The sequence below is a fragment of the Pelagibacterium halotolerans B2 genome, from assembly GCF_000230555.1.
Taxonomy (GTDB): domain Bacteria; phylum Pseudomonadota; class Alphaproteobacteria; order Rhizobiales; family Devosiaceae; genus Pelagibacterium; species Pelagibacterium halotolerans.
On the sequence record NC_016078.1, the window covers coordinates 2400656 to 2416063 of the forward strand.

The 15408-nt window shown below is 60.7% G+C and carries 17 protein-coding genes and 1 riboswitch; of the genes, 12 read left to right on the top strand and 5 right to left on the bottom strand.

Translation table 11 applies throughout. The features are described from left to right. Positions 1 to 123: 123 nt before the first annotated feature. Both KKY_RS11720 and KKY_RS11725 read right to left on the bottom strand, forming a co-directional pair. On the bottom strand, positions 124 to 1260 hold the full coding sequence (locus KKY_RS11720) for a coiled-coil domain-containing protein (protein ID WP_014131567.1): 1137 nt from the start codon (positions 1258 to 1260) through the stop codon (positions 124 to 126). 160 nt (positions 1261 to 1420) lie between these two features. Then, positions 1421 to 1993: a DUF1134 domain-containing protein gene (locus tag KKY_RS11725; protein ID WP_050811698.1), complete on the bottom strand. Its 573-nt coding sequence runs from the start codon at positions 1991 to 1993 to the stop codon at positions 1421 to 1423. 125 nt (positions 1994 to 2118) lie between these two features. Here KKY_RS11725 and KKY_RS11730 point away from each other — a divergent pair, with 125 nt between their 5' ends. The 4 genes from KKY_RS11730 to KKY_RS11745 all read left to right on the top strand — a co-directional run bounded on the left by KKY_RS11730 (position 2119) and on the right by KKY_RS11745 (position 4803). Beyond that, a complete protein-coding gene (locus tag KKY_RS11730) occupies positions 2119 to 2622 on the top strand; it encodes a YHS domain-containing (seleno)protein (protein WP_014131569.1) in 504 nt (167 codons plus the stop codon). 94 nt (positions 2623 to 2716) lie between these two features. Further along, the gene (chpT, locus tag KKY_RS11735) at positions 2717 to 3376 is read left to right on the top strand and encodes a histidine phosphotransferase ChpT (RefSeq protein WP_041528734.1); all 660 of its coding nucleotides are present in this window, start codon (positions 2717 to 2719) and stop codon (positions 3374 to 3376) included. A 100-nt stretch (positions 3377 to 3476) separates the two neighbouring features. After that, positions 3477 to 3836, top strand: coding sequence for a response regulator (locus KKY_RS11740; protein WP_014131571.1), 360 nt, complete (start codon positions 3477 to 3479; stop codon positions 3834 to 3836). A gap of 175 nt (positions 3837 to 4011) precedes the next feature. Further along, the gene (locus KKY_RS11745) at positions 4012 to 4803 is read left to right on the top strand and encodes a DUF2189 domain-containing protein (RefSeq protein WP_014131572.1); all 792 of its coding nucleotides are present in this window, start codon (positions 4012 to 4014) and stop codon (positions 4801 to 4803) included. Between the two features lie 173 nt (positions 4804 to 4976). On the opposite strand, the gene ctrA is transcribed toward KKY_RS11745, so the two are convergent. After that, entirely contained in the window at positions 4977 to 5678 is a 702-nt protein-coding gene (gene ctrA, locus KKY_RS11750; protein WP_014131573.1) for a response regulator transcription factor CtrA, read from the bottom strand. A 403-nt stretch (positions 5679 to 6081) separates the two neighbouring features. Between ctrA and fliI the strand changes: the two genes are divergently transcribed. From fliI to KKY_RS11770, 4 genes are all read left to right on the top strand, one after another. Continuing rightward, positions 6082 to 7416, top strand: a complete 1335-nt coding sequence (gene fliI / locus KKY_RS11755) for a flagellar protein export ATPase FliI (protein ID WP_014131574.1) — start codon at positions 6082 to 6084, stop codon at positions 7414 to 7416. A gap of 19 nt (positions 7417 to 7435) precedes the next feature. Then, complete coding sequence (gene fliJ / locus KKY_RS11760) at positions 7436 to 7846, top strand: flagellar export protein FliJ (RefSeq protein WP_014131575.1); 411 nt, start codon at positions 7436 to 7438, stop codon at positions 7844 to 7846. 14 nt (positions 7847 to 7860) lie between these two features. Then, entirely contained in the window at positions 7861 to 8193 is a 333-nt protein-coding gene (locus tag KKY_RS11765) for an MmcQ/YjbR family DNA-binding protein (protein WP_014131576.1), read from the top strand. 102 nt (positions 8194 to 8295) lie between these two features. After that, entirely contained in the window at positions 8296 to 9675 is a 1380-nt protein-coding gene (locus tag KKY_RS11770; RefSeq protein ID WP_014131577.1) for an L-serine ammonia-lyase, read from the top strand. Positions 9676 to 9693: 18 nt separating this feature from the next. On the opposite strand, the gene KKY_RS11775 is transcribed toward KKY_RS11770, so the two are convergent. Further along, complete coding sequence (locus tag KKY_RS11775; protein ID WP_014131578.1) at positions 9694 to 10044, bottom strand: DUF6476 family protein; 351 nt, start codon at positions 10042 to 10044, stop codon at positions 9694 to 9696. Here KKY_RS11775 and KKY_RS11780 point away from each other — a divergent pair. The 3 genes from KKY_RS11780 to KKY_RS11790 all read left to right on the top strand — a co-directional run bounded on the left by KKY_RS11780 (position 10043) and on the right by KKY_RS11790 (position 13497). Further along, the gene (locus tag KKY_RS11780; RefSeq protein WP_014131579.1) at positions 10043 to 11053 is read left to right on the top strand and encodes an RluA family pseudouridine synthase; all 1011 of its coding nucleotides are present in this window, start codon (positions 10043 to 10045) and stop codon (positions 11051 to 11053) included. The genes KKY_RS11775 and KKY_RS11780 overlap by 2 nt on opposite strands. A 185-nt stretch (positions 11054 to 11238) precedes the next feature. Further along, positions 11239 to 12117: an RNA polymerase sigma factor RpoH gene (rpoH, locus tag KKY_RS11785; protein WP_014131580.1), complete on the top strand. Its 879-nt coding sequence runs from the start codon at positions 11239 to 11241 to the stop codon at positions 12115 to 12117. A gap of 87 nt (positions 12118 to 12204) precedes the next feature. Then, positions 12205 to 13497: a hemolysin family protein gene (locus KKY_RS11790; protein ID WP_014131581.1), complete on the top strand. Its 1293-nt coding sequence runs from the start codon at positions 12205 to 12207 to the stop codon at positions 13495 to 13497. Here the strand turns inward: KKY_RS11790 and KKY_RS11795 are convergent. After that, on the bottom strand, positions 13487 to 14164 hold the full coding sequence (locus KKY_RS11795) for a thiamine diphosphokinase (RefSeq protein ID WP_014131582.1): 678 nt from the start codon (positions 14162 to 14164) through the stop codon (positions 13487 to 13489). The genes KKY_RS11790 and KKY_RS11795 overlap by 11 nt on opposite strands. Positions 14165 to 14190: 26 nt before the next feature. Next, positions 14191 to 14289, top strand: a riboswitch (TPP riboswitch). A 95-nt stretch (positions 14290 to 14384) separates the two neighbouring features. Between KKY_RS11795 and thiB the strand changes: the two genes are divergently transcribed. Further along, positions 14385 to 15404, top strand: coding sequence for a thiamine ABC transporter substrate binding subunit (gene thiB / locus KKY_RS11800; protein ID WP_041529374.1), 1020 nt, complete (start codon positions 14385 to 14387; stop codon positions 15402 to 15404). Positions 15405 to 15408 lie beyond the last annotated feature (4 nt).

Genomic DNA, 15408 nt, shown 5'->3' on the forward strand with positions numbered 1-15408 from the left:
CGATGCATAAGTATTAGGCAAAATCTACGCCTACCGCGGGCGAACGCCAAGGTCTGGAAATACCGTCCCCGTTTGTCGAAGGGGAATATCGTACCGGTATTTCGACCGGCCGTGGAATGAAACCTACTGGGCCGCCCGATCGCGCAGCGCCGCCATACGGTCCGATACCGCACCACCGCTCGAACCCTGCTCCCTGGGATCGAGTTCCTCGACATCGAGGCTGTCGGCGGCGAACTTGCGGACCTTGTCGAAAAGACTCTCGGTGAGCGCTGGGCTGTCTTCCGCATCGCCCGCATAGACCAACCTCGACACATCCGAGGCTATGGTTTCCAGGCGCGAGCGAAGCTGTGCGGCGTCGAACCGCTCGGTGTCCCAGTCTTTCATGATGGCCTCCTCGAGCCCGACGACCGAGGACTTGAGCAATTCGCTTTGCTCGGCCTGGGAAAAGTCTTCAGCCAGCAGCCGTCCGGATCCGTCTGCCTGCGTTTCCTGTCCATCCGCCGCCGATTCGGTCAGCAACGCATTGAGCCGGCTTTCCGCCCCCGAAATCCGTGCTTCGGCACGTCTTAGCTCGACGCGCGCCTCGCTTTCGGGATCGTTCTGGGACAGCGTATCGCGCAACATGGCGATCGCCTCGTCCTTGAGGCCGCTCTTTTTCTTCTTTTCCAGCCGTGCCAGCAGCATGCGGGTCTGGTCTTCGAGATATCCGTTGCGCTGGCGCTCGATATTGAGAGCGGTGAGCAGATCCTCGACATCGGCGCGATAGTCACCGGTCAATTGCTCGGCCGTAACCGCCTCGCCCGCATCGGGCATCAGGTCAGGATCGATATCGGAATAGTCCACATCCGCCTGACGCAGCCGCGCGGCAAGCGCCGCAGAATCGCGCTCGATATCGCGGATACGGGCCACAAGTTCCTGTTCGCGGGTCTGGAGCGATCCGATGGCCGCGTACTGCTCGTCGCGCTCGGTGCGAAGCGCCGCCAGTTCGGTCATCGCGGCATCCAGCGCCACGACATTCCCGGAAATCTGGTTGCGCAGCGCATCGATCTTGAGCTGATGCTTGCGCAGGGTGATCGCAAATTCCGCCCGCAACTTGTCCTTGTCGGCGCGGAATTCGGCAAGTGTGACCGGCGTCGCCGCTTCAATCCGGCGTTTGGTCAGTCGCACGGCGCGACGCCAGAATGCAGGGCCTATGGCAATGGCCAGCAACGCCGCCGCCAGGAAGCCAAGCGTGAAATACATCGCATTCTCAATGACCATACGCCTCTCCCCTGGCGGGAAGCCCTGCCCTGAAATGCCGCCGGTAGGCCCCCGGCGCCACAATCTGTTGCAGGTAATCTTACTCGATCAAATCCGGGGCGTCATCTCACAGCTGTGACATGAAGCCGGACAACCCTCATGCTGTCACAACTGGCTGGGATCAGAATGGGTTCCAGGTCGGTTCGCGCGTGAAATTGAGATACCCCACGGCCACCCCGGCCCGCAGGCCCACACCCGAGCTGATCGGCACCACATAGACATCGTTGAGCTTGAGCGCGGTCATGCCGATGCCGCCGACCGCAAAGATCGAACCTTCAACGCCCGGATAGCGGTCATAGATCGATTCCACCGAAGGCAGATTGTAAACGAGCATCATCACCCGGCTGCCATCGGCCCCGATGTTAAGCCCCAGGCTCGGGCCCTGCCAGAACACCTGATGTGTGCCGGCATTGCGGGTGTACATTGTCCCGTCGCCATATTTGGCGCCGATGAACAGTGCACCGCCGCCTTCCTGACCCAGAATATAGGCGTTGGGTTGACCGTACTGCTCGAACGCCTGTTCGATCACCGACGCCAGTCCCTGGGCAACGGACCCGAAGAACTGATGTCCTGCATTGAGAATTTCGTCGCTCGAATAGGTGTCCGACAGCGACCCCTGCTGCGCACTCGCCGGAGCGGCGCCCAGGACGAGGCCCATACAGAGAACCAGTGCTGCCAAGAAGCGATTCATCATCAAAATATATGCTCCCACTTCGCGCGTAAAAATTCGCGATATGCGTGCCGGTTAACCAAGACCAAACGGCCCTGCGCTAGGATCGACCGGCCCGCCCCCACAGCATAGCGGTTCATTGAGCGATAATGCGGCAAATAGGTAAACAAATCTTAACCCTTACAAAGTCTTACACGACTTTCTGCCTGCTTTTTCTCGCGCTGTGCCTTGGCTCGGCGGCGCCCGCGCAGGAAAAGTCCATTATCACCAACGCCCTGACCGGCGTGGCCCTGTCGGGTTTCGACCCCGTGGCCTATTTCACAGAAAATACCGCCCTGCAGGGCACACCTGTCAACGAGTTGGAATGGAACGGGGTCACCTGGTACTTCGTCTCGGCCGCCAACAGAGACATATTTGCGGCAAACCCTGAAATCTATGCTCCGATATTCGGCGGGCATTGCGCAATGGCCATGGCCCGCGGGCATCTTTCCGACGGCAATCCCCAGATTTTCCGCATAATCGGCGGGCGGCTGATGCTGTTTTACTCCATCGGCAATCGAGCCGCCTTTGATATGGCGCCGAGCAACGCCCTTGCCACGGCGGCGGTCAACTGGGATGCATTGCCCGATCGGCGAGCCGCCCAACACCAATAGAAGGAGCCACGCCAAACTTGGCGTTGCCCTCGTCCACTTGCACAGTAAAGTGCTTTGAAATTTGATTCGAACAACCAAGAGCGAGAATTTGGCCATGACGAGCATTGTCGAACTGAGCGCGCCGGACCTTGCCGCATTGCTGTGCTCGCGTGTCTGCCACGATCTCATCAATCCCGTGGGTGCCATCGGCAACGGCCTTGAGGTGCTTGCCGACCCCACTCAGGTCGATATGCAGACCTTTGCCAAGGAGCTGATCGAAAACTCGACCCGCCAGGCCCGCGCCAAGCTCGAATTTGCCCGTCTCGCCTTCGGTGCGTCCTCGACCGCCGGCACCGATATCGACACCCGCGAGGCCGATCGCGTCGCCTCGCTGCTGATGGCCGGGGAAAAGGCCGACCTTGATTGGAAGGTCACCCCGATGCTGTTGCCCAAGAACAAGGCCAAGCTGCTGCTCAATATGCTGCTGATCGTCACACAGGGCGTTCCGCGTGGTGGTACGGTCACCGTCGAGGTGGAAGGTGACGCCGGAGCCGAGAATTTCACCATCACGGCCACCGGTCCCAAGACCCTCGTTCCCAATGCGGTCCAGGGCCTTCTTGCAGGCACGCCCGAAGAGGGCAGCGTCGACGCTCGCGGCATCCAGCCCTTTTACACCGGCGTCCTGGCCCGCCTTTCACATATGGGGCTCAACCTCGCGCTCGACGGCGAGATCCTGCGTTTCACTGCCGATCCCCTGCCCCACGATATCGATTAGACGCGCCAGCCCGGGCGCCTTTCCCATTCGCTAACCATTGTGGCGGTAAACTCTTTCCGATTCCGGGCATCTGGCGTCCGGAAAGCCGAGGGACAGGCCCATGAAATCGTGCCTTATCGTCGACGATTCCAGCGTCATCCGCAAAGTCGCGCGCCGCATTCTCGAAGATATGGATTTCATCGTCGATGAAGCCGAGGACGGCCAGGAAGCCTACGAAAAATGCGCGCAGGAAATGCCTGACGTCATCCTGCTCGATTGGCAGATGCCCATCATGAACGGCCTGGAATTTCTAAAGGCTTTGCGCGGCTATACCGGCGGCGACAAGCCCAGGATTGTCTATTGCCTGGCTGAGCGCGACATCGGGCACATAGCCATGGCCCGCAAGGCTGGCGCGAACGATCACATGCTCAAACCCTTCGACCAGCAGATGCTGGAATCCAAGTTCCAACCCTTCGTCTAGCTTCCCAGCCAGGCGCTAGACAAATTTGTGTGACGGGGAATCCCACACCGTCGCCAATTGCTGTATGCTCGAATTGTTGCGCTACCGGTAGGGGTGGCGCTCCGTGCAGCGCGGTGTGCCCGCGGCCGGGGGAAATGCGTGGCACCGCGCTCCTTGACGAACCGAGGAGATCAGCATGCCCGTGTATTCCAATCCCGCTTTTGCCCAGCCTCAAGACGCCGAACGCGCCATTCGCACGATTTCAACGGGCGATGTCTTCGACGCACTCGGCAAAGGCGTATCCGATTTCTGGCGCCATCCCTCCCACTACCTGTTCCTGGTGCTGATTTACCCGGCCGTCGGCATTGTCCTGGCGGTATGGAGCGCTGGTGGAGCGACTTTTCCCTTGCTCTATCCGCTGGCGACCGGCTTTGCACTCATCGGGCCGCTCGCCGCCATCGGCCTTTATGAACTCAGCCGAAGACGCGAGCAGGGAGAGGACGACAGCCCCCGCCACGCTCTGGGGGTTCTCAAACATCGCTCCATCGGTGCGATTGTGGCCGTGGGCGCAATGCTGGCGCTTGTCTTCGTGCTCTGGCTTACCGCAGCCGGCGCCATTTACGATGCCCATTTCGGATCGAACCCACCCGCCGGGCTGATGGCCCTTCTGACCGAGACCTTCACAACCACCCGCGGTTGGAGCCTCTTGTTCTGGGGCAATCTGGTCGGGCTCGGCTTTGCATTCTTTGTGCTGGCCACCACCGCCATAGCCTTTCCGCTCCTCGTTGATCGGGGCGGGAGCCCCGGCGATGCAATTGCCACGTCCGTCCGCGCCTTTTCCGCCAATCCGGTCCAGATGACCATTTTCGGTCTGGTGGTCGCAATCGCCCTTTTCGTCGCCTCATTGCCGTTGTTTGTGGGGCTGGCACTTGCGCTGCCCATGCTGGGACACGCAACCTGGCACCTTTACCGCAAGCTGGTGGTCTGAGCCTTTAGAGCGTGTCCAGCAAAAGCATGTCCTCGACGCGATCGGGGATGGAAACGGTTTTGCGGTTCGGACACGCGATAAAACAAAGGCTTAGAGCCTGTCAGGCTCCAACGAACAAAGCCCGCGCGAGGGGATCCGCACGGGCTTTTGAATTCTGGCGATGTAAGGGACGATCAGGCGCTTTCGGCCAATTCGTTCTCGTCGGGTTCGCGCAGCACATAGCCGCGGCCCCAGACAGTCTCGATGTAGTTCTTGCCGGCCGTGGCCACCGATAGCTTCTTGCGCAGCTTGCAGATGAACACGTCGATGATTTTCAGCTCAGGCTCGTCCATCCCGCCATAGAGATGGTTGAGGAACATTTCCTTGGTGAGCGTCGTACCCTTGCGCAGCGAGAGCAACTCGAGCATCTGGTATTCCTTGCCCGTCAGGTGCACGCGCTGGCCACCCACTTCGACAGTCTTGGTGTCGAGGTTGACGGAAAGATCGCCGGTGTTGATGACCGACTGCGCATGGCCCTTGGACCGGCGGACGATGGCGTGAATACGGGCAACCAGTTCGTCCTTGTGGAACGGCTTGGTCATATAATCGTCGGCCCCGAAACCCAGGCCGCGTACCTTGTCTTCGATCCCTGCCAGACCCGAAAGGATGAGAATGGGGGTCTGAACCTTCGCAACGCGCAGCGTGCGCAGCACTTCATACCCGCTCATATCCGGCAGATTGAGGTCAAGCAGAATGATGTCGTAATCATAAAGCTTGCCAAGATCGACACCTTCCTCGCCGAGGTCGGTTGTGTACGCATTGAAACTCTCGGATTTGAGCATCAGTTCGATGCTCTGCGCTGTCGCGCTGTCGTCCTCTATCAAGAGCACACGCATGCCAATCCCCTTAAATCCAACAAGTCCCTGCTGGGACCGGGCGCTCAGCTCGATCCCGACGCCCTTAACCAAACCCTACTGGGTACGATTCGAAGCTACCGGTAATTAGTTAACAAAGTTTAATTCAGTCGGGCAATATGCGATTTGCATTAACTGAATAAGGTGTTAACTCATTGAAATACAAAAGAAAATGAAAAGAATTTTTCTTAATGCACAACGTTAAGAAAGCCCTTCAAGAGACTCTTGAGACTCATTGAACCGTGTCTGAAAGGGGGAAGCGGACGCGCGCCGACGCGCAGCGAAAAAATTTGCTCAACTTTCGGCAATATCGCCATAACCTTAAGGATGAGTTACCAATGTGGCCAATTCTTGGTGCGAATCATTTCCCCCTGGAGAGGCCACGGTGCAGTCCCTGATCTCCGACATTGAGGCAATCGACGAGATCGAAGTCTTCGGCAGGGTCAAGACCGTGCAGGGCCTCTTGATCGAAGTCGTCGGCCCGGTGCGCGAATTGCGGGTCGGCGGGCGGGTTACCATCGAAACTCAGACGGGCTCCAATCTTGCCTGCGAGATCATCGGTTTTCGCGATGGCCTGGCCCTGTGCCTGCCCTTCGGCCCCGTGGGGGGCGTCAGGCTCGGCTGCAAGGCAGTGTTTGCCGGCCATGACGGCGCTGTCTATCCGGACGAAGCCTGGCTGGGCCGGGTTCTCAACGCCGAAGCTGCGCCCATCGACGGTGGCGCCCCGCTCATACGCGGCAGGGCACCCTACGCGCTGCGCAATCTCCCCCTTCCCGCCCATGAACGCGGGCGCGTCGGCCGCCCCATTGACCTCGGGGTTCGGTGCCTCAACACCTTCACCACCTGTTGCGACGGCCAGCGCATGGGCATCTTCGCCGGCTCGGGCGTCGGCAAGTCGGTTTTGATGAGCATGCTGGCCCGAAACACCGACGTGGACATCTCCATCATCGGGCTGATCGGTGAGCGCGGCCGCGAGGTCCAGGAATTCATCACCGAACAACTCGGCGAAGAGGGCATGAAAAAAGCCATCGTCGTCGTGGCCACCTCCGACGAATCCGCGCTCATGCGCCGTCAGGCCGCCTACCTGACCCTGACCCTGGCCGAATATTTCCGCGACCAGGGCAAGCGCGTCTTGTGCATGATGGACAGCCTCACCCGCTTTGCGATGGCGCAGCGTGAAATCGGCCTTGCCACCGGCGAGCCTCCTACCGCCAAGGGCTACCCGCCCACGGTTTTCACAGAATTGCCACGTTTGTTGGAGCGGGCCGGTCCGGGCTTGGTTAATTCGGGCTCCGTTACCGGTCTATTTACCGTTTTGGTGGAAGGTGATGATCACAATGAGCCCATTGCGGACGCCGTTCGTGGCATTCTCGATGGTCATATTGTGATGGAGCGATCCATTGCCGAACGGGGACGCTATCCTGCCGTCAATGTTCTTCGCTCTGTTTCACGCACCATGCCCGGATGCGTGCCGGAGGATTTCCGGCCCACTTTGAGCAGGGCGCGTGAGTTGATGTCGGTTTACGCCGACATGGAGGAACTGATCCGGCTGGGGGCTTACCGGAAAGGATCGGATCCCAAGGTTGACCGCGCCATCGCGCTCAACCCGGCGCTGGAGGCGTTTTTGAGCCAGCGATCGGATGAGCGGACCAATATCGCCGACGGCTACAATCTGCTGTCGACGATTCTGGGAACGGCTGGAGCGGGAGACGCGGCTTGATGAGTAAGGAGTACAAGTCATGAAGTCCAAGAGCGCGAGCCTGATCCGACTCAAGAAGTTTCAGGTGGACGAAAAGCGCCGCCAGGTCCTCCAGATCGAGACCATGGTCGCCGATTTCGAGCGCATGGCCGCCGAACTCGACCAGCAGATCGACATCGAGCACAAAAAGACCGGCATTTCCGACGTCGCCCATTTCGCCTATTCGACCTTCGCCAAGGCCGCCATCACCCGCCGCGACAATCTCTTGACCTCGGCCGGCGACATGAAGGGCAAGCTCGAAGCCGCACAGGACGAACTCGCCGAAGCCATCGAGGACCTCAAGAAGGTCGAACTGCTCGATGCGCGTGAACATCAGCGTGAAAAAGACGAGCAGCTAAAGCGCGAACAGGCCGAATTCGACGAAATCGGGCGCCTGCGCTACCGCCGCTAAACCGGAAAGACGTCATGGATTTCGATGACGTCTTCGCAGTTGCTTCCAAATTTCCCGGTGTCGTCCGCTCGACCAGCTACGGCACACCCTCCATAAAGCTCGGCACCAAATTCCTGCTCCGCGAGCGCGAACCGGGCATTCTCGCCCTTCAGCGCCCCTCGATCGACGAACGCGACATGCTGATCGAGGCCGATCCCGGCCTGTTCTTCATAACCGATCACTACCGCGACTACCCTTATGTCCTGGTCCGCATGGACCGTCTCACGCCCGAACATTTCCGCGCGCTCTTTGAAACGATTTGGCGCGAGAAGGCGACAAAATCGCAGATTTCCGCCTATGACCGGTGATCGTCGCGCAACGATCCAGCCAATATCGGCTTGACGCGCGCAATAATTTTCTATTCCCTCTCGCAATCGCGAACCACTCGACCTCTGAGGGGATGGCCAGGCATGTTCGTCTCGGTGTTTGACGTCTTCAAGATCAGTGTCGGTCCGTCATCGTCCCACACTATGGGCCCGATGCTCGCCGCTGCCCGCTTTCTCGATGCAATAGGCGCCCTCGAACGCGTCGAAGGCGCGCGCCTGCAGATCACCCTTTACGGCTCACTCGCCTTCACCGGCGTTGGCCACGGCACCAACGCCGCAGTCCTTGCCGGTTGCCTCGGGTTCGAACCAGAAACCTATGACAGAGGCAAAGTCGAAACGGCGCTTGCCGAGCTCGCAACGCGGAAGACTATCGAGCCGGCGGCAGGTTGGACGGTCGCGCTCGACCCCGAAACCGACCTTATCATCGACCGCAAGACACGGCTCGACACCCATCCCAACGGCATGCGCTTTGCCCTGCTCGATGCCGATGAAACGGCAACCGCGGAAGAAACTTATTTCTCCATCGGCGGCGGCTTTGTCAAAACCCTCGCCGAAATCGAGGCCGGAGATATGCCGGCCACCCCGGCCGACGACGTCCCCTTCCCTTTCGCCAATGCCGATCAGATGCTGGCGATGGGCAAAGCGGCCGATCTCTCTATCGCCGAAATGAAGCGCCGCAACGAATGCGCCCGGCTCGATGGCGAAGCCTTTTCCCAACGCCTCATGGGCATATGGGAGGTCATGGATGCCTGCATCACCCGGGGCCTTGCCGCCACCGGCGAACTGCCGGGCGGTCTCAAGGTCAAGCGCCGCGCCCGCGCCATTTTCGAAAACCTTTCCGGCAAGGCCGGCGCCAACGACATGCCACTCCACTCAGCCATCGATTGGCTCTCGGCCTATGCCATGGCCGTCAACGAGGAAAACGCCGCCGGCGGGCAGGTCGTGACCGCCCCCACCAATGGCGCGGCGGGCGTATTTCCCGCCGTCCTGCGCTACTACCTCTCCCACGTCCCCGGCGCGAAACGCGAAAAAATCCCCGAAATGCTGCTGGTTGGTGCGGCGATTGGCGGGCTCATCAAATACAACGCCTCGATCTCGGGCGCTGAGGTGGGCTGCCAGGGCGAAGTGGGCTCTGCATCGGCCATGGCCGCAGCCGCTCTCTGTTCAGCGCTTGGCGGCACCAATGCCCAGATCGAAAACGCCGCCGAAATCGCCCTCGAACACCATCTGGGCATGACCTGCGACCCCATAAAAGGCCTCGTCCAGGTCCCCTGCATCGAGCGCAACGGACTTGGCGCGGTGAAAGCCGTCGCCGCGGCGTCCCTTGCCATGCAGGGCGACGGCAGCCACATCGTGCCCCTGGACGCCTGCATCGAAACCATGCGCCAGACCGGCAAGGACATGGACGAACGCTACAAGGAAACCTCACTCGGCGGGCTGAGCGTGGCTGTGCCCGATTGCTGAAGTGGGTCAGAAAAAACGCTACTCAACCACCACGGAAATCTCGCGCACCATCTCCCCGGTTTCCCCGTCGAAGATCCGGATCGCCTGCCCGCTCTGTGCGCCGTAGGTGACGGTCACCAGCCCGTCCTGCACCTGCGCCGAAATCACCTGCGCGCCCTCGGGCAAGGCGATCAATTGCAGCGCGTATCGGTCGGTCACGTCATTGCCCATGGTGGCCAGACGATAGACAACCGCCAGTACAACCGCCATAAACCCCACCATCATGACGAGCATGGACAGCCCCGCGCGCCGGCGGGCTTTGGCCATCACCGCCTCGGCCTCCGGGCTCAGGGGCTCGTCCTTGTCGAAATTGGTTTGAGGATCGGTCATGGCGGGCAGTCAGCTCCAACAGGATAGGCACGACGCCACCGTCCTCGAAAACGAGGCCGGCACGCGGCTCGATGCATTTCTGGCGGCCCGCTTCCCTCTCTTTTCGCGCAACCGCATCAAGGACTTGATCCTTTTGGGCGCGGTCAGCGTGGATGGGACGACCAACGATGTGCCCAAATATCGCGTCAGGACCGGCGAGTCCATCACTCTCGCCGCCCCCGAACCCGTCGAGGCCGAACCCCAGCCCCAGGATATCGCGCTCAATATCCTCTTCGAGGACGAATATCTCATTGTTATAGACAAGCCCGCCGGCATGGTGGTGCACCCCGCACCGGGCAATGAGGACGGAACGTTGGTCAACGCCCTCATCCACCATTGCGGCGACAGCCTGCGCGGTATTGGCGGTGTCAAACGCCCCGGCATCGTCCACAGGCTCGACAAGGACACCTCCGGCGTCATGGTCGCCGCCAAGACCGAGCAGGCTCATAACGGACTTGCTGCCCAGTTCGCCGATCATGGGCGCACCGGTCCCCTCGAACGCGCCTACATCGCCTTTGTCTGGGGCATCCCCAATCCTCTGGTCGGCACCGTCGAAACCATGATCGGGCGCGACCCCAATAATCGCCTCAAGCAATCGGTTCAGCCGCGCGAAGGGCGCGAGGCCATCACCCATTATCGCGTTGAGGGTCGCTTCAGCGATGACAAATGGTCTATAGCGCAGGTCAGATGCCAACTCGAAACCGGCCGCACCCATCAGATCCGCGTGCATATGGCCCATATCGGCCACCCGCTGATCGGCGATGGCGTTTACGGTTCGGCCTTTGCAACAAAGATCAACACAGTGCCCCAGGAGATTCGGCACACTGTCGTATCCCTGAACCGGCAGGCCCTTCACGCCGCGATCCTTGGCTTTGCCCATCCTGTGACGGGACAAACCCTCAAATTTGAAAGTCCGCTGCCTTCCGAGCTTGCCGCCCTCGCAACCAAGCTCGCGCCCTTTGCGTCATAAGGCTGAAACATCGGCCACCCGACCATGCATTCCGCGAATACCATATTTTCGCGGAGCAGGGGTGTAATCGCCCAAATCAGACCTATATTCACTCCGATTATCTCCGCAAACGTGCCGCAAAGGGCGTCGATGCGGACTGCAACCCGCCGGGGACACCCGGGGGTTTACGAGAGGGGGTGCTAGAAATGGCCCAGTCCAATCTTCCTGTTTTAAGCTCGGAAAGCGGGCTCAACCGCTATCTGCAGGAAATCCGCAAGTTTCCAATGCTCGACCCGGACGAGGAATTCATGCTCGCCAAGCGGTACAAGGAGCATTCCGATCCCCAGGCGGCCCAGAAGCTCATCACGTCCCATTTACGTCTCGTGGCCAAGATCGCCATGGGCTATCGCGGCTATGGCCTGCCCATCTCCGAGGTCATATCCGAGGGCAACGTGGGTCTCATGCAGGCGGTCAAGCGCTTCGAGCCCGATAAGGGCTTCCGTCTTGCCACCTACGCCATGTGGTGGATCCGCGCCTCGATCCAGGAATATGTGTTGCGCTCCTGGTCTCTGGTCAAGATCGGCACCACCGCTGCCCAGAAACGCCTGTTCTTCAATCTTCGGCGTTTAAAGGGCCAGATCGCGGCCCTCGATGATGGCAGCCTGCACCCCGACCAGATCAAGCAGATCGCCACGACCCTCAACGTAACCGAGGACGATGTGGTCTCGATGAACCAGCGCCTCACCGGCGATGCCTCGCTCAACGCGCCCATGCGCGCCGACGAAGGCACCAGCCAATGGCAGGACTGGCTGATCGATGACGTGCCCGATCAGGAAGAAGTTCTCGGCGACAGCCAGGAATATGACGAGCGCATGGGCCTGCTCGAGGGCGCCATGGAAGTGCTCAACGACCGCGAAAAGGCCATCTTTAAGGCCCGCCGCCTGCAGGAAAGTCCCTCGACCCTGGAGGAACTGGCTCAGGAATACGACGTCTCGCGCGAGCGTATCCGTCAGATCGAAGTCCGCGCTTTCGAAAAGGTGCAGGATGCGGTCAAGGAAGCTGCACGTAGCCAGGCCGCGCATTGACGCGCGGCCCGGTTGTCCCCATTGTGCCGGCTTATAAAACCAACTGAGGGATAAAATCGGACCGGTCCAGAAGCCGATCCGTCACAAATGATAGAAATCACTATCGTTGCAGGTCTGATCCTGCTCAACGGCGTTTTCGCAATGTCCGAACTTGCCGTCGTCTCCGCCAGCAAACCCTTGCTGCGGTCAATGGCCGAACGTGGCCAGCCCGGCGCTTCGGCCGCCGTGCAACTGGCCGATGACCCGGGTCGTTTTCTCTCCACAGTTCAGATCGGCATCACCCTGATCGGCATCATCGCCGGCGCGTTTTCCGGCGCCACGATCGGCGGCATGCTGACCGGGATCCTTCTCGATGCCGGCCTGACCGGCCCTGCAGCATCCGCATTGGGCTATGGCGGCGTGGTCGCCATTATTACCTACCTCTCGGTCGTGGTCGGTGAACTCGTGCCCAAACAGCTTGCCCTGCGCAGTCCCGAACGCGTGGCCTGCCTTGTCGCGCCGCCCATGCGAATCCTGTCGCGTGTCGCCGGGCCCGTCGTCTGGCTCCTTGACGCCTCGACCCGGCTGATCTTCCGGCTGTTGGGTCTGAGCGAAACCAACGAAGAACAGGTCACTGAGGAAGAGATCAAGTCCATCGTCGCCGAGGCGGCGGAATCCGGCGTCATCGAGCGCGACGAAAAACGCATGATCGCCGGCGTGCTGCGCCTGTCGGACCGTCGCGCCCGCTCCATCATGACCCCGCGTACCGATGTCGAGATGCTCGATTTCGACGATGATTTCGAGACCATCCGCACCGAACTGGCCCGGGCCCGCCATTCGCGCCTGCCCGTTTCAAGCGGAGAGTTCGACAACATCATCGGCGTGCTGGTGGTCCGCGATTACCTCGCGGCCCAGCCCGCCGATCACGCGGCGCTGAAAAAATTGCTGCGCAAACCCCAGATCGTCCCGGATACGTTGGGCGCGCTCGACGTGCTCAACCTGCTGCGCCGGGCCGATTTCCCTCTCGCGCTGGTCCTTGATGAGTATGGACACTTCGATGGCATCGTCACGCCCACCGACCTTCTCGAAGCCATCGCCGGCGTGTTCCGGTCCGACCTCGAGGAGGGCGAAACCGACGAAGCCGTCCAACGCGAAGACGGCTCATGGCTTCTGGCCGGCGGCCTGATGGTCGATGACCTGTCCGACCGGCTCGGGTTGGTCCTTCCCGAACACCGCGACTATCAGACGCTTGCAGGCTTCATCATCGACAGGCTCCAGCATCTTCCCAGGACCGGTGAAGTGCTCGAAGCGGGAAACTGGCGGCTTGAAGTGGTCGATATGGACGGCCACCGGGTTGACAAGGTCCTGGCAATTCCGAGGGAACCGGCCGCTACGCAATAGCGTCCAGCAATCGGTTGTCGAGGATCAGCAGCCAGGGATCCTGCTCCCCTGGCGCCACATCGATTTCAATAACGTTCTCGGTGGCCCGGTTCGACGTGCCGATGGTTTTTCCCTGCACCATCTCCAGCCCGTCCAACGGATAAAGCAGCCCCATCGAGCCTGCGAACTGCGTCCGCCCCAGCGGATAGATCGATACCCGCTCTCCCGCGCCGACCCTGAGACTGACCGAACCGGCAACCCCCATCGCCAGATCGTGGCCGTCGATCAAGATAATCTTTCGATCGGTCGCATAACGCGCAACGGCATGCAGCGCTGCCAGCGTGTGATCGAACCGCCCACCGGTCATTCCCAACGCCAGCGTCAGCGGCGCGCGTGTCGAATAAAGGCACTTTTCGAAATCGGTTGTATCCTGCTCGGGCAGCGTCAGAATTGTCGTTTGGCCCGGAAACCGCGTCCGATCGGCCACCGAATCCATGTCCCCGATCACCGCATCTGGCACCAGTCCTGCCGCCATCAAAATGTCGCCGCCCCGATCGGCGCCGACCAGCCCCGCAGCCCGTTCGGCGAGTGCGGCCAGCATGTCGGGATCGACATCGCCCCCACCCACGATCAGCAGCGGGCCGTCGAACTCGAGAGGCGCTCCGTTTTCCCCCGCGCCGTCTTGCACTGGACCTTGCACGCCTATAGTGTCGCCTCGTCTCGCTGGGGTGTCTGTCCGAAAGGATGGGCTGAGAAAAACCCATAGAACCTGAACCAGGTCATGCTGGCGGAGGAAGTTCGAGATGGCAAGGGCCACAAATCCCTCTGCCATTCAAGGCATTTCCCCTCATTCATGGCCGCAAACTTGGCTCGGCGCCGGCAAAACCGTTGATTTTGCACGCCAAACAATGAGGAAACTCATGATCGCTTCCGTAAGGACGAGCCTGTGCGCGGTTGTGCTCGGAGCGCTCGCGCTCCCGGCCATCGCCCAGGACAATCCAACCCTCACCGTTTACACCTACGATGCCTTTGCCGCCGATTGGGGGCCTGGCCCCCTGCTCAAGGAGGGCTTTGAGGCCCAGTGCGCGTGCACGCTCGATTTCGTGTCCGCCGACGATTCGATCTCGGCCCTGCGCCGCGCCCAGCTCGAAGGCGACGCAACCGAAGCCGACATCATCCTCGGGCTCGATACCGCCACCATCGGCGAAGGCATGGCGACCGCGCTGTTCACCGAGCACCAGCTCGACCTGCCCGATTTCGACATTCCGCTCGAATGGACCGACGAGGTCTTCGTCCCCTTCGACTACGGCTATTTCGCCTTCGTCTATGACACCCAGTCGATCGCCACGCCCCCTGCCAGCTTCGAAGAACTGATCGCGCTCCCCCAAGACTTCAAGATCGTCATTCAGGATCCGCGCTCGTCCACCCCCGGCCTGGGCCTGATCCTGTGGATCAAGGCACTCTATGGAGATGAGGCGATCGAAATCTGGGAAGGGCTCGCCCCGCACGTCCTCACCGTCACCACCGGCTGGTCCGAATCCTACGACCTGTTCCTTTCAGGCGAGGCCGACATGGTGCTCTCCTACACAACCTCGCCGGCCTATCACCTCATTGCCGAAGGCGAAGACCGCTATCGGGCCGCCAAATTCGATGCCGGCCATTACACCCAGATCGAAGTCGCCGGCATCCTCGCCTCCAGCCCCAATCAGGAGCTGGCCCGCGCGTTTCTGGCCTATCTCGTCACACCCGAAGGCCAGGCACCCTTGCCGGAGACCAACTGGATGTATCCGGTGCTCGAACCGACAGGCGGGCTCAATCCCGGCTTTGCCGAAATGATCGACCCCCAACCCGCCCTTCTGCTTGACGCCGATGAGGTGACCGCCAACACTCGGGCCTGGATCGAGGAAGCGTTCTCGACGCTGAGGTAGCAAA